General features: G+C 61.1%; 6 protein-coding genes. 4 read left to right on the top strand and 2 right to left on the bottom strand.

Going from position 1 to position 15398, the window contains the following annotated elements; genetic code table 11:
• Positions 1-163: 163 nt before the first annotated feature.
• From puuD to IEX01_RS04975, 4 genes are all read left to right on the top strand, one after another.
• Positions 164-931 (top strand): gamma-glutamyl-gamma-aminobutyrate hydrolase, encoded by a 768-nt coding sequence (gene puuD, locus IEX01_RS04990; protein WP_024561369.1) that lies wholly within the window; start codon positions 164-166, stop codon positions 929-931.
• A gap of 23 nt (positions 932-954) precedes the next feature.
• Positions 955-1512: an HTH-type transcriptional regulator PuuR gene (puuR, locus tag IEX01_RS04985; protein WP_024559145.1), complete on the top strand. Its 558-nt coding sequence runs from the start codon at positions 955-957 to the stop codon at positions 1510-1512.
• A gap of 181 nt (positions 1513-1693) precedes the next feature.
• On the top strand, positions 1694-3184 hold the full coding sequence (gene puuC / locus IEX01_RS04980) for an aldehyde dehydrogenase PuuC (RefSeq protein ID WP_188723351.1): 1491 nt from the start codon (positions 1694-1696) through the stop codon (positions 3182-3184).
• Positions 3184-4464, top strand: coding sequence for an NAD(P)/FAD-dependent oxidoreductase (locus IEX01_RS04975; RefSeq protein ID WP_188723732.1), 1281 nt, complete (start codon positions 3184-3186; stop codon positions 4462-4464). Before puuC ends, IEX01_RS04975 begins: the two co-directional genes overlap by 1 nt.
• A gap of 1954 nt (positions 4465-6418) precedes the next feature.
• Here the strand turns inward: IEX01_RS04975 and IEX01_RS04970 are convergent.
• Positions 6419-13762 carry an AIDA repeat-containing protein gene (locus IEX01_RS04970; protein WP_188723350.1) on the bottom strand — a complete coding sequence of 2448 codons (7344 nt, stop codon included), beginning with the start codon at positions 13760-13762 and terminating at the stop codon, positions 6419-6421.
• Between the two features lie 34 nt (positions 13763-13796).
• Positions 13797-15053 (bottom strand): autotransporter strand-loop-strand O-heptosyltransferase, encoded by a 1257-nt coding sequence (locus IEX01_RS04965; RefSeq protein ID WP_024558103.1) that lies wholly within the window; start codon positions 15051-15053, stop codon positions 13797-13799.
• Positions 15054-15398 lie beyond the last annotated feature (345 nt).

The following is a 15398-nucleotide window of genomic DNA, read 5'->3' as shown; positions in this document are numbered from 1 at the left end:
ATATAATTTCCACTTTTAAAATTTAGATGCAACCGAATTGTTTTTCAAATGTTAAATTGAGTTTGAATTTTGGTTACGGTGTTGCTAGATTGAGAAAATATTGAACAACAGGCGAAGCATGACCGTTATTTGTAAATAATTTAGTCCATCAGGCGAGGGTAAAATGGGCAATATATTTGACAGACCTCTCATTGGAGTGGTGATGTGCAGGAACAGGATAAAAGGACATTTAAGTCAAACCCTGCAAGAAAAGTACCTGAACGCCGTGCTCCACGCAGGCGGCCTTCCCATCCCTTTACCGCACGCGCTGGCGGAACCGGAACTCCTGACTACCCTTCTACCGCAGCTGGACGGCATTATGCTCCCCGGCAGCCCCAGCAACGTTCAGCCGCACCTTTATGGTGAAAACGGCGATGAGCCTGACGCCGACCCTGGGCGAGACACATTGAGCATGGCGCTGATTGAAAGCGCGCTCGAAAGGCGCATCCCCCTTTTCGCCATCTGCCGGGGCCTGCAGGAATTGGTTGTCGCCACTGGCGGAACGCTATATCGTCGGCTGTTTGAGCAGCCGGAGCTTCTGGAACACAGAGAAGATCCGGAACTGCCTTTGGCGCAACAATATGCGCCCTCTCATGAAGTTCAGGTACAGCCTGGCGGCTTAATCTCCCGCCTTGTACCGGGTTGCAACAGGTTCTGGGTAAACTCATTACACGGCCAGGGCGTGAAAACGCTGGGTCCGCGCCTGCGCGTGGAGGCAAGGTCAACCGACGGGCTGGTGGAAGCCGTGAGCGTCGAAGACCACCCTTTCGTGCTCGCAGTTCAGTGGCATCCCGAATGGAAGAGTAATGAATATGCCCTCTCCCGCCTGTTGTTCGAGGGTTTTATCACCGCCTGTCGGGGATACCGGGCAGAATTACGACCGCCCGCCTGACACTGACTTAAGGAAGCGAAAATATGAGCGATATCACCCTGGCGCCGGGGAAGCGTTTAGCGCAGATCCGCCAGCAACTGGGTTTGTCGCAGCGCCGCGTCGCTGAACTATCGGGATTAACGCACAGCGCTATCAGCACCATTGAGCAGGATAAAGTCAGTCCGGCCATCAGTACGCTGCAAAAGCTGTTGAAGGTCTACGGGCTGTCGCTGTCGGAGTTTTTTGCTGAACCAGAGAAACCGGACGAACCGCAGGTTGTTATCAATCAGGAAGATTTGATTGAGATTGGCAGCCAGGGCGTCTCGATGAAGCTGATTCATAACGGTAACCCTCATCGCACGCTTGCGATGATTATTGAGACTTACCAGCCCGGTACCACGACCGGGGAGAGGATTAAACACCAGGGGGAAGAGATAGGCACCCTGCTGGAAGGCGAGGTGGTGCTGGCGATTAACGGCCAGACGTACCGCCTGGTGGCAGGACAAAGCTATGCCATTAACACCGGCATACCGCACAGCTTCAGCAATACCTCGGCCGGGATCTGCCGCATCATCAGCGCGCACACGCCCACCACCTTCTGATAGCCGGAAAGCGCGTTTCCGGATAACGAAGCAGGCCGGAAGCGCCTCCTCGCAGGCGACATAACGTAAAAAAGCAGGCCCGGGATTTTTTAAAAAAATCTCCCGCGGCCCCGCTTTGACCAAATTCCGTGACGTACCGGCGGAACGATTCGATAACACGTTGAATTTCAAAGGAGAGCTTATGGAGTTTCATCATTTGCCTTACTGGCGCCAGCAGGCGGAACGGCTCACGGTTCAGGGGCGCCTGTTTATTAACGGCGAGTACAGCGACGCCCTGGGCGGCGAAACCTTCGCCACAGTCAACCCGGCGACAGGCGAAAACAACGCCAGGGTCGCGCGCGGCAAAGCGGAAGACATTAACGCCGCGGTGAGCAGCGCGCGGGCCGCCTTTGAGCGCGGCGACTGGTCGCAGGCCTCGCCCGCCGTTCGCAAGCACGTCCTGAACGCGTTCGCGACGCTTATGGAACAGCATCACGAGGAGCTGGCGCTGCTGGAGACGCTTGATACCGGCAAGCCGATTCGCCATAGCCTGCGTGATGATATTCCCGGCGCCGTGCGCGCTATTCGCTGGTATGCCGAAGCGATTGATAAAGTCTATGGCGAAGTCGCGCCGACGGGCGGCAGCGAGCTGGCGCTGATTGTCCGCGAGCCGGTGGGCGTGGTCGCCGCCGTGGTGCCATGGAATTTTCCACTGCTGCTCGCCTGCTGGAAGCTCGGCCCGGCGCTCGCCGCCGGCAACAGCGTTATCCTTAAGCCTTCCGAGAAATCCCCCCTCACCGCCCTGCGCATCGCGGCGCTCGCTAAAGAGGCGGGGCTGCCGGACGGCGTGCTGAACGTGGTGCCGGGCTTCGGCCACGAGGCGGGCAGCGCGCTGGCTCAACACCCGGATGTGGACGCCATCGCGTTTACCGGCTCCACGCGCACCGCGAAGCAGCTTTTAAAAGACGCGGGCGACTCCAACATGAAGCGCGTCTGGCTCGAAGCGGGCGGCAAGAGCGCTAACATCATCTTCGCCGATTGCCCGGACCTGAAAAAAGCGGCGGCGGGCGCGGCGGCGGGCATCTTCTATAACCAGGGCCAGGTCTGTATCGCCGGTACGCGGCTGTTGGTGGAGGCGAGCATTCGCGAAGCGTTTCTGCAACTGCTCGCCGAACAGGCGCAGGCTTTCCGCCCCGGCGACCCGCTCGACCCGGACTGCGTTATGGGCGCCCTGATTGACGACGCTCACGCGCAAAGCGTGCGCGACTACATCCAGCTTGGCCTTGAGCAAGGCGCTCAACTCTGGCTTGACGGGCGCAACACAGGGCGCGCCGCCTGCGTCGGCCCGACCATCTTTACCGGCGTGGAAAATACGATGCGCATCGCCCGGGAGGAGATTTTCGGCCCGGTGCTGGCCGTCACCACCTTTAGCGGTGAAGAAGAGGCGTTGCGGCTGGCCAACGACAGCGACTACGGCCTCGGCGCCGCGGTCTGGACGCGGGATCTCTCCCGTGCGCACCGGCTATCCCGCAGGCTGAAAGCCGGCTCTGTTTTCATCAACAACTATAACGACGGCGATATGACCGTACCGTTCGGCGGCTACAAGCAGAGCGGCAACGGCCGTGATAAGTCGCTGCACGCGCTGGATAAATTTACCGAACTGAAAACCATCTGGATTGCCCTGGAGCCTTAATCATGGAACACGTAAAGAGCTATTACGCCGCGAGCGCCAATGCCCATGCCCCGTATCCGACCCTGACGGAATCGCTGGAGTGCGATGTTTGCGTGGTGGGCGGCGGTTATACCGGTCTCTCCTCCGCCCTGCATTTAGTCGAGCAGGGTTATAACGTTGTGCTGCTTGAAGCGGCGCGCATCGGCTTTGGCGCCAGCGGCCGCAACGGCGGGCAAATCGTTAATTCATACAGCCGCGATATCGACGTGATTGAAGCGCGCTACGGCGCGCAGACGGCGCGAATGCTCGGCAGCATGATGTTTGAGGGCGCGCAGATAATCCGCGACCGCATCGCCCGTTACGATATCCAGTGCGACTACCGCCAGGGCGGGCTGTTCGTGGCGCTCAATCGTAAACAGTATCTGGGGTTGATTGAGCAGAAAGCGAACTGGGAGCGTTACGGCAACAACCAGCTTGAGCTGCTGGATGCGGACAAGGTGCGCGACGAAATCGCCAGCAACCGCTACAGCGGCGCGCTGCTCGACCACAGCGGCGGCCATATTCACCCGCTGAACCTGGCGCTGGGCGAAGCGGAGGCGATTCGCCTGCAGGGCGGACGCATTTTTGAGCAGTCGGCAGTGGTGAAAATCGAGCATGGTCAGCCCGCCGTCGTCAAAACCGATAAAGGCCAGGTGAAGGCGCGCTATGTCATTGTGGCGGGCAACGCCTACCTTGGCAGCAGACTGGAGCCTGCGCTGGCGCGGCGCAGCATGCCGTGCGGCACCCAAGTGGTAACCACCGAGCCGCTGGACGCCGACGTCGCCGCCTCGCTGCTGCCGAACAACTACTGCGTGGAAGACTGTAATTACCTGCTCGACTACTACCGCCTGACGGCTGATAACCGGCTGCTTTACGGCGGCGGCGTGGTTTACGGCGCACGCGACCCGCATGATATCGACAGGCTGATTATGCCCAAGCTGCTGAAGACCTTCCCGCAGTTGAAAGGGGTAAAAATCGACTATCGCTGGACGGGCAATTTCTTGCTGACGCTCTCCCGGATGCCGCAGTTCGGCAGGCTTGAGAACAATATCTATTATATGCAGGGCGACAGCGGTCACGGCGTGACCTGCACCCACCTTGCCGGCAAGCTTATCGCCGAAGCGCTGCGCGGCGACGCCGAACGCTTCGACGCTTTCGCCACCCTGCCGCACTACCCCTTCCCCGGCGGCCGCTCGTTCCAGATCCCGTTCACCGCCATGGGCGCGGCCTACTACAGTTTGCGGGACCGGCTGGGGGTATGACGCTCGCGCTGGCGGCGCAGCGCCACTCGCGGGGTTTTCTCCCTCGCCCCTCTGAGAAGCGGGGTGCCGATGCTCAGGTGTTGAGTTTCCCGGGACCGGGTGGCGTTTTATGACGTGCATATGTGCGGGCGATGAAGGGTTCCGTTCGCCAGAGCGTTGTTTTCATATGTACCCTTCCTTCACGCGAACGTGTTAAGGGGGCTCGCCGCCGCCCCCTTAACAATCCCGGCTCCCGGCACGCAAAATCGCCCCCTTCGGGGCAGACCTTCCGTTCTGTCATCTGGCTTCGGGTCGGTCCTGACGGTGCATCCCTGCACCGACATGACCTCACGCCGGTTCCGTCCGGCGTGCCCCGGCCAGCTGTCAGCCCGGAAGGCGATTTTGAGGCCGGATAAAAATCATCGCTGACAGGTTAATGAAAATAGTCATAGTGATGTCGCTGCAAAGACATAATAGCCTTTGTGGTTCGCAGGGAACGCTCGCCGGGTTTTCTCCCTCGCCCCTTTGGATAGAGGGTCGGGGTGAGGGGCGCAGGCGCTGGGTTTCCCGGGACCGGGTGGCGTTTTATGACGTGCTTATGTGCGGGCGATGAAGGGTTACGTTCGCCGAAGTGTTGTTTTTATATGTCACCTTTCCTCACGCGAACGTGTTAAGGGGGCTCGCCGCCGCCCCCTTAACAATCCCGGCTCCCGGCACGCAAAATCGCCCCCTTCGGGGTAAACCTTCCGCTCTGTCATCTGGCTTCGGGTCGGTCCTGACGGTGCATCCCTGCACCGACATGACCTCACGCCGGTTCCCTCCGGCGTGCCCCGGCCATCTGCCCGCCCGGAAGGCGATTTTGAGGCCGGATAAAAATCATCGCTGACAGGTTAATGAAAATAGTCATAGTGATGTCGCTGCAAAGACATAATAGCCTTTGTGGTTCGCAGGGAACGTTCGCTGGGTTTCTCCCTCGCCCCTTTGGATAGAGGGTCGGGGTGAGGGGCGCAGGCGCTGGGTTTCCCGGGACCGGGTGGCGTTTTATGACGTGCATATGTGCGGGCGATGAAGGGTTACGTTCGCCGAAGTGTTGTTTTTATATGTCACCTTTCCTCACGCGAACGTGTTAAGGGGGCTCGCCGCCGCCCCCTTAACAATCCCGGCTCCCGGCGCGCAAAATCGACCCCTTCGGGGCAGACCTTCCGTTCTGTCATCTGGCTTCGGGTCGGCAGGACGGCACATCCCTGTGCCGACCCGCCTCTGGCCGTTCCCGACGGCCAGCCCCGGCCATCTGCCCGCCCGGAAGGCGATTTTGAGGCCGGATAAACGTCATCGCTGGTGGGCTGATAAAAAGCATTACGAAGGAGTCGCTGTAAGGCAGGATGCGTTTTGGTGGTGTGGAGGGCGAGCAAGCGCCGTACCAGTCGTCGGGTTTTCTCCCTCGCCCTATCGGGGAGAGGGCTGGGGTGAGGGGAAATGACGGCGCGGCCGTACCCCAGCCGTTAAAGCGAAGCATCTCCTGTAACCAAAATAAAAATCCCGCAGCGGAGGGTTTGAATCCGGCCTCAAAATCGCCTCAGCTTTTTCACGATGGCCGGGGCGCACCGGTCGGACCCGGTGCGAGGGCATGTCAGTGCAGGGACGCACTGTCATGCCCGACCCGAAGCCAGCGGGGAAAAGATGAGGTTTCCCGCTTCAGCGGGCGATTTTGCGAGCCGGGAGCCGGGGTCGCCAGGGGGCTGGCTTTGAGCCCCCTGGCACGTTCGCGTGAGTGGAGATGACATATAAAGACAACGCTTTGGCGAACGTAACCGTTCACTTCCATCACATATTCACCTCAGAAAACACAACATGGCGGTTGGCGCCTCGCTGACCCGCCCTGCGTGCGGCTCTGCAACCCCTCTCCTGCTCCCCACAATAAAAAAACCGCGCCTGAAAAGGCGCGGTTTTCACCACGTTTTACATCACTTCCTCATCAGAAGCTGATTTTCAGCGTCACCTGACCGCCGTAGCCGCCGGTGCCGGCATCGTCCAGCGTCTGGGTATAACCCGCGCGCACCCCTAAGGTCACGTTATCGCGGATCTGTCCGTCAAGCCCCACATCCAGCGCGGCGGCGGTGCCGTCCTGATCCGGACTGAAGGTGGTTTCACTGTTCGCCACTCCCGGCGCACCGACGCGCAAATCGCCTTTCGAGTCGAAAGTCTGAATGAAGGACGGGCGCACCCACCAGCTCACCGGCGGCGGGTTGCCCGTCGCCTTCAGCGTCGCGTTGTTGCCAATACGCAGCCCCGCACGCACCTGCTGGCTGTGCGCGTCGCCGAACTTGATATCCGCCACGTCATCGCCACCATCGTTCAGATCCACGCTGCGATACTGGTACTGCACCTGCGGCTCAAGCACCAGCCCCGCGCCAACCTCGAACGGCAGGCCGGTTTCGAAGGAGCCGACATAACCCCAGCCGTGCGTCTTCATACCGTCGCCGTCACGCGGGTCGGTGTCGAAGTTGTGACGCGTGCCCTGCGCCACCACGTCGAACCACCAGCCGCGCTCATGTACGCCGTTGAAATAGAGACCCGCACTGTAGGCATCGTCTTTCACCGTGCCCGCTTTGGAGTCGTTCGAACGTTGCACGTCCACTTTAGACAGACCCGCTGCGCCGTAGATGCCAACGCTCAGCGCCATGGCGCTGTCGGCATTCTGCCAGAGATCGCTACCAATCTGCAGGAAGGTATAGCCGCCCTTGCTGTCCGGCGTGTTGCCGCTACGCAGGTCGTCGCTGCCGTGGTCGTGGCTCAACTGCCCGGCCTGGAAACGCGCCCACATATTGCTGCCGCTTTCTGTCGCCGCGCGAGCCGCGTAGCGACGGCTGTCCAGCGAACCGAGCAGCGCGCTGTCATAATCCATCGCCTGCGCAAAAAGCGAGTTGTAGAGATAGACAGCTGAACGGTAGTTCTGCGCTCCGCGATCCCCGGCGCTGGTTGCAGCGGTCGTCAGATACCAGCTCTCATCCGCTGCGCCCTGACGCAGGGTGTAGTTATAAGCCCCCGCCTGCAGCGCGCCCGCCATGCTGAAGGCGTCATCGGCGGTGGTGGCGCCGTTAATGGCGTTAACCACCTGAATGCCTTCGCCCGTGGTGCGCGCCCCAAGGCCGCCCAGGTTGCGGATAGCGAGCTGCGTGTTGCCGGTCGCCGTGCCGCCGTCAATCACCAGGCTATCGGTGGTGGCCACATTGCCCGCAAAAAGCGTGTTGAGCGTGATGGTGCCGCCGTTGCCCACCAGGTTGGTGACCGTAAGGGTTTTCGGTGCGAATGCCCCGGTCGGCGCCTGGTAATCAATGGTGCCGCCGAGCGTCAGGGTATTGAGCAGCGAGTCGCCGGTCATCAGCCAGCTTGAGCCTGCGTCAACCGTCAAATCGGTCGGGTCGATGGCGCCAGTCAGCGACGTGCCATTGGTTAACTGCAACGATGTGCCGAGCTGCGCCACGATATCTGTAACCGCCTGCAGGCCGCTGAAGACCAGCGTACCGGCTTGCAGATAGGTCCCGCCCGTCTGGTTAAGTACGCCGCTTAAGGTCAGCTGGCCGTCGCCTTCTTTATAAAGGCTGCCGTTGCCGGTTAACGCGCCGCTGTAGCTGCTTTCGGTGGTGTCGGCGGTAATGCTCAGCACGCCCGCATTATTAACATCGCCCGTTAAGGCGGCGCCGTCGTTAAGCTCGGTAAAGCCCGTTAAGGTGCCGCCTGCCGCTACGTTGAGGCTGCCGCCCGCGTTCACGGTGGTGTTGTTCGCCGTGCCGTCCGCGCTCACATCCAGCAAGCCGCCATTTTCCAGCAGCAGGCTGTCGGCCAGCTTATCAGCGATAGAGAATTCGCCGTTGCTGCTCTCGCCGTCTACGGTAGTATCCGTCGTGGCCACCAGCGCCGCGCCGCTGTTCAGCATGATGTTGGTTGCGGTGGCGCCGCTCGCCAGCGCCAGCATCCCGCCCTGCTCGACAGAGGTGAGATCGACCACGCCGCCGGCTTTCACATGCTGCGCGCCGCCCTCGCTCACGGTCGTGGCGACGGCGGTGCCGCCGAAGGTGACGCTCTGGGTGCCGTTCTCGCTAACGGTGGAAGAGGCTACTTCGCCGCCTGCATTAACTACCTGCTCGCCTGCCACAATGTTATCCACGACGATAGCGCCGTCGTTGACATTCTGGATCCCGCCCGCCTTGATGACGGTCGAGATAACGGTGCCGCCGCTGTTGACGTTCTGCGTACCGCCATCGTTAAGCGTGGTGCTGACGGCGGTGCCGCCCGTCAGAACGTTCTGGATGCCGCCCAGGTTAATCTGCGCGTCGTAAGAGGTGCCCCCGTTCTGGATATTCTGCACGCCGCCCTTATAGACGGTAGTGGATGTGGCCGTGCCGCCCTGGTAGATCTGCTGCACGCCCTTGTAATCCACGCCAGTGCCTTGCGCATTACCCCAGACGCGCTGTACAGCGCCATTGACCAGCACGGTGTCAGAGGCGTTCGCCCCCGCGCCGACATTCTGCGCGCCGTCGCCGATAAGATGGGTATCCAGCGCGCTGGCGCCGCGGGCCAGATTCTGGATCCCTCCCCGGATAAGGGTATCGCTCACCTGCGCGCCCTCGCTCACCATCTGCAGGCCGCCCGTCTCAACGACCGTCGAAATCACTGTGGCGCTGGCGTTCACCACCTGCTGGCCGCCGCTGTCGATGGTGGTTCCGTTCGCCGTGCCCGACACATCCTGCAGGCCGCCATCGCGGATAAACGTTAGGTTAGCCACTGCACCATCCAGCACCGTCTGGCGTCCGCCGTTATAGACAGAGTTGCCATTCGCCGTGCCTTCCAGTATTTGCAGACCGCCGTCGATAAGGGTGATATCCGCCAGGCCGCCCGCTTTCACGTTCTGGATGCCGCCGCTGTAAATCACGCCGAAATCCGCTTCGCCGCCAGCGTTAATGTTCTGCACGCCGCCTTTTTCAACGCGGGTGTCTACGGCCAGGCCGCCGTCGCCGATATTCTGCGTGCCGCCGAGCATACGGGTTTCAACCGCTTTCGCGCCGTTATTGATATTCTGCTCGCCGCCGTTCATCACGGTGGAAATGGCCGCCCCTGCGCTGGTGACGGTTTGCTTGCCACCGGCATTGATCACCGTATTACGCGACCAGCCATACGGGTCGACCAGCTGCTGGCCGCCATTGTTGATAACAGCGGCGTCAGAAAGGCCGTCCACGCGCTGTACGCCGCCGCTGTTAACCAGCGTGCCGCGCGCCTGGCCGCTGGCCGTCACCAGCTGTACGCCGCCGTCGCTGATGCTGGCGCCGGAAGCTGTGCCTTCCACCAGTTGCGTGCCGCCGCCAAAGATGGTGCCGTCGGACGCCGCGCCGCCCAGGTTGATATGCTGCAGCCCGCCGCTGTTAACAATGGTGCCAGCGGCCAGACCGCCCCGGTTGACCAGCTGCACGCCGCCGTCGCTCACTACGGCGGAAATAGCCGTGCCGTCGACGCTCTGGGTGCCGCCGCTGTTAATCTGGGTATTGTTCGCTTTACCGGTGCGCATGACCAGTTGCGTGCCGCCGTCGCTGATGCTGGCGCCGGAAGCAGTCCCTTCCACCACCTGTTTGCCGCCGCCGAAAATGGTGCCGTCGGATGCCGCGCCGCCAAGATTAATGTGCTGGAGACCGCCGCTGTTGACGATGGCGCCAGCGGCCAGGCCGCCGCTGTTCACCAGCTGCACGCCGCCGTTGTTCACTACCGATGAGGTTGCGGTGCCGTCCACGCTCTGGGTGCCGCCGCTGTTGACCTTCGTGCCGGTCGTTTTACCGCTCGTCTGCACCAGCTGCACACCGCCATCGCTGACGCTGGCGCCGGACGCGGTGCCGGCCACAACCTGCTGCCCGCCGCCGAAAATGGTGCCATCAGACGCCGCGCCGCCAAGATTAATATGCTGAAGACCGCCGCTGTTGACGATGGCGCCAGCGGCCAGGCCGCCGCTGTTCACCAGCTGTACGCCGCCATTGTTCACTACCGATGAGGTTGCGGTGCCGTCAACGCGCTGCAAACCGCCCTGATTGATAAGCGACCCGGTGGCGTTGCCGCCCGTCATCACATGCTGCACGCCGTTCTGGCCAATCACGGTGCCGCCCGCAAGCCCCGCCACGCGCTGGATGCCGCCCAGCAGCAGAGAACCGGAAGCCGCCGCCCCTGCGCGCACCGACTGAATGCCGCCGCTGTTTACCTGCGTATTGTTAGCGTGGGAACCGCTTTGCAGGATTTGCAGACCGCCATCATTGACGATGGAGCCATTGACCGTGCCGTCCACATTCTGCAGACCGCCGCTGTTGACGCGCGTGCCGGTGGTTTTACCGGTGACGTGAACCTGCTGCATGCCCCCTGCATTCACGATTGTGTCCGAGGCCGTGCCTTCCACTACCTGGGTGCCGCCTGCCAGCAGCCCGTCGGAGGCAGCGCCGCCCTCGTTGATGTGTTGCAGGCCGCCGCTGTTGACCAGCGAACCTGCCGCCAGACCGCCTGCCTGCACTAACTGCACGCCGCCATCATTCACCACGGAGGAGATTGCCGAGCCATCGACCGCCTGAGTGCCGCCGCTGTTGATAATGGTATCGGTGGCCTTGCCAGTCTGCTGAACCTGTTGGGAGCCGCCCTCGTTGACGCTGGTGCCGGACGCCGTGCCCGCAACGACCTGAGTGCCGCCGGAGAAAATGCGCCCATCGGACGCCGCGCCGCCTTCATTAATGTGCTGGAGGCCGCCGCTGTTGACGATGGAGCCCGCCGCCAGACCGCCGCTGTTGACTAACTGGGTGCCGCCATCGTAAACCACCGATGAGGTCGCGGTGCCGTCCACGCGCTGCAGGCCGCCGTCATTGATGAGCGAGCCGGTAGCGCTGCCGCCTGACTGCACATGCTGCACGCCGCCTGCGCCGATAACTGTGTCCGCCGCCATGCCAGCCAGCTCCTGAATGCCGCCGAGCAGCGTCGCCGCCGCTGCCGCGCCGCCTGCCAGCACGTCCTGAATGCCGCCGGTGTTCACTACGGTGCCGGTGGCAATACCGCCGCTGCGTACTTGCTGAACGCCGCCATCGTTTACGGTGGCGGCAATCGCCGCGCCGTCCACATCCTGCAGGCCGCCGCTGTTGATGGTAGCACCGGTCACTTTGCCGGTGGCGTGGATCTGCTGAACGCCGCCCGTATTGATGAGCGTATCGGAAGCAGCGCCTTCCACAATCTGCGTGCCGCCGAAGAGAATACCGTCGGAAGAGGCGCCGCCTTCGTTGATATGCTCAAGCCCCCCCGCGTTGACAATGGTGCCAGTCGCCACGCCGCCGCGATGGATTAGCTGTACGCCGCCGTCGTTAACCACGGCGGAAATCGCCGAGCCGTCTACCGCCTGGGTGCCGCCGCTGTTGATAATGGCGTTCACCGCTTTACCGGTTTGCTGTACCTGCTGCGTGCCGCCTGCGTTAACGCTGGTGCCAGACGCCGTACCGGCAACAACCTGGGTGCCGCCGCTGAAGATGCGTCCATCAGAGGACGCGCCGCCAAGATCGATATGCTGTAAACCGCCGTTATTAACGGTGGTATTAGCCGCAAGACCGCCGCTGTGCACCAGCTGCGTGCCGCCGTCGTTCACCACGGCGGAAACCGCCAGGCCATCCACCGTCTGGGTGCCGCGATTATTGATAATCGCGCCGGTTGATTTGCCGGTCTGCTGCACCAGCTGCGCGCCGCCGTCGTTCAGGTGGGTGCCGGTTGTGGTTCCCGCCACCACCTGGTTCCCACCGCCGAAGACGGCGGTATCGGATGCCGCTCCCCCCAGGCTTACATGCTGAAGACCGCCGCTGTTAACCACCGCGCTGATGGACAAGCCCTGATTCTCGACCAGTTGCGTGCCGCCGGTATTTACCACCGCAGCAGTGGCGGTGCCTTCCACGCGCTGCAGGCCGCCTTCATTAATTAACGAGCCGCTGGCGTTAGCGCCTGTCTGGACGTGCTGTATGCCGCCCTTGCCAATGACGGTGTCCCCCGCCGTGCCCGCCAGTTCCTGTACGCCGCCCAGCAGGACAGAGCCGGAGGCCGCGCCGCCGAGTTTCACCTCCTGGACGCCGCCGTCACGCACCACCGTGCTGTTCGCATGACCGCCGCTCTGCACCAGTTGGGTGCCGCCTGATTTGACGGTCGCGGAATTCGCCGTGCCGCCGACGTTTTGCAGGCCGCCGCTATTGACCTGGGCATCGACAGATTTACCGGTCGCCTGAATCTGCTGCTCGGCGCCTGCGTCAATCTGCGTGTTAGACGCCGTACCTGCCAGCAACTGGGTGCCGCCGAAGAGATGGGCATCCGCCGAAGCGCCGCCTTCATTCACGTGCTGCAAACCGCCGCTGTTGACCTGCGTACTGGTGGCGAGACCGCCGCTCTGGATGAGCTGGGTGCCGCCCGCTTTAACGACCGCCGAAATGGCGGTGCCTTCCACCGCCTGGGTGCCGCCGCTGTTAATTTGGGTGTCGCGCGCCTGGCCGCCCAGCTGTACCTGCTGCGTGCCGCCGTCGCTGACGCTGGCGCCGGAGGCGGTGCCGGAGACCTGCTGAATGCCGCCGCTGAAGATGACGCCGTCGGAAGCCGCGCCGCCGGCGCTGATGTACTGTACTCCGCCATCGTTAACGGTGGTGCTGCGGGCAAAGCCGCCGCTCTCGACCACCTGATGTCCGCCATCATTCACCACAGCGGAGATTGCCGTTCCGTCCACGGACTGCGTGCCGCCGTTGTTAATCAGGGTGTCGGTGCCGGTGCCTCCTGCGAGAATATGCTGTTCCCCACCGTCGCCCACCACCGTGGTCGCCGCCGTACCGGCTACGCTTTGCACGCCGTCAAAAATAACCGTATTGCTCGCTTGTCCGTCGCTTTCCACCCACTGAACGCCATTGTTGATAGTGGTGTCCGTGACGCTGCCCTGCTGGCGCACAATCTGCACCCCGCCGTCGTCAAGCGTCGTCTGTTGCGCCTGACCGCCTGCGACAATTTGTACGCCCTGGCCTGAAATCAGGTGCCCGGTAGTGACGCCGCCCGCCAGTACATTTTGCGTGCCGCCCTGCACCACTTCATCCTGCACGGCGGAGGTGACATCCGTCGTAAACGCCAGCGCAGCGGAGCTGGCGAGCGCAGAACCCACCGCCGCGGAAATCAGCACCGCCCCGCTGGCGCGCTTGCCTTTCGCCCGGGTTAACTCTGAAACCACGATAAATGCGCGCTGAACTTCACTCCATACCAGCCGGTAGCTGCAGTTGAGACTTTTCTTCATTTTTAATGTCCTCGGGACCCGTTCTCATCGGCCGTCAGGCGGCGTGCTGATCGGGGTCTGCCAATGCTGTTGTTTTGATGTCAAAGGGATTGCTTCGCAGCGCTATAAGCCGACGTAGCTGGCTGATAACCTGCTTGCCCGTAATAAAACGCGTGCACTCGTACTGCCGGTCCGTGCCTTTGTGGCGCGGACACCAGAAATAGTCCTGATGGTCGAAATCGAGCCGCACGTCATCCCAGCAGCCATTGCAGACGTGGGTATTGATGACGCGCCAGGGGGTATAAAACTCGCTGTTGGGTAGACTAAAGCCGCTTATCAGCACCACCGGGGTGCGGCTTGCCCAGGCAAGCCAGGAAAGCCCGCTGCCAAGGCCAATAAAAAAATCGGCGTGCTCCAGCAGCGCCACGCGATCGCGCAGCGGCAGATTGCCGGTGAAATCTTCCGCGCCGTGGGGAATTTTGTTCCAGACGTAGCCGCGCCCCACTACCTTCTCTTTGTCGATACAGATAACCCGGTACCCTTCGGCTTTAAGGAAATCAATGACTTCATGCCAGCCGCTGCCGTTGTTCCAGAACTTCGCCTGGCTGGTAGACTGGGTGGCGATACAAACGTAGGGTTCGGCTATCTGGCGCGGGGAGCGGGTGCGCAGATCGGGGATAATTTCGTCGGGATCGACGCCAAGAATATGCCCGGCGGTGCGGTGCAACCCTACCTGGCGGAAATCGTAGGGCTGGCGGTCCAGATCGCCATGAAAAAAGAGCCCGACGCGATACGTGGCGTAAGGCGCCTGCGCCTCGCCCCGCTCGGCCTGCCAGGTTTCTGGCGTAAAGAAATTAAGCTCGGGATAAGCGGGTCGGAAGAGATCGAGAATTGGCTGCGCCAGCGTGCAGTCGGTCTGACAGCGCCAGGTTTTGCGAAAACGCTCGGCGTAAGGCACCCAGCCGATCAGGTCGCCCAGCGTGCCGGTGGGAAAAGAGATCAGAACGCGTTGCCCACGCAGATCGAGCGCGTGGTCAAGTAGCGGGTCGCTCTCCCCCTTTCGCCAGACGCGTAGACGAAAAGGCACATAATATTTTTTGGTGCTGATGACCCAACCCTGAATAATATCGTTGGCGAAAAGCACATTTCCCGTTTCGTCGTCGCTTATTTCCACTCGCCAGTTGCCCTGGGGCAATAACAAACGTGCGCCGTCATTAAAATCAAATAAAATGCCTTCCGGCCCCTGCTGCGTAGGTAGCTCTGGAGGCAATATGAAAGCGTGACCATTACTGGCAGATGCGGAATTCGTCATCACCCTACCTTCCTAACTATTCAGGAAATATCTTAAACAACGCTTTGGCTAAAATTATGGAAATCAGGCAGAAGCCATTCTCCAGACGAGGCTGCCTGGAAAGTTATTTATTCCTGCTTTTTGTTCATCCATTAACCATGCGAAAAGCTGGCTTAAGTGTAGTGATGACTTAACTTATTGCAAATTCTTACTTTTTGTTAAATATCTTAATAATCAATAACTTAAAATTACTACCATTTTTAGCGGTTTTTTGAAAAACCTTAAATTACAATAACTTAACATTGCAAAGCGCAGAGTAATTTAGGAATATCCTTAACGCAAACTCACAAAAAAGCAAAACGCAGA

This window comes from Franconibacter daqui (assembly GCF_014644275.1).
GTDB classification, from domain to species: domain Bacteria; phylum Pseudomonadota; class Gammaproteobacteria; order Enterobacterales; family Enterobacteriaceae; genus Franconibacter; species Franconibacter pulveris.
The sequence above is the reverse complement of the archived record's forward strand: the minus strand, read 5'-3'. Positions and strand labels throughout refer to the sequence as shown.

Coding starts and splice junctions, on each gene's coding strand:
- puuC (WP_188723351.1), top strand. CDS start 1,694: ATGGAGTTTCATCATTTGCCTTACTGGCGCCAGCAGGCGGAACGGCTC.
- puuD (WP_024561369.1), top strand. CDS start 164: ATGGGCAATATATTTGACAGACCTCTCATTGGAGTGGTGATGTGCAGG.
- IEX01_RS04965 (WP_024558103.1), bottom strand. CDS start 15,053: ATGACGAATTCCGCATCTGCCAGTAATGGTCACGCTTTCATATTGCCT.
- puuR (WP_024559145.1), top strand. CDS start 955: ATGAGCGATATCACCCTGGCGCCGGGGAAGCGTTTAGCGCAGATCCGC.
- IEX01_RS04970 (WP_188723350.1), bottom strand. CDS start 13,762: ATGAAGAAAAGTCTCAACTGCAGCTACCGGCTGGTATGGAGTGAAGTT.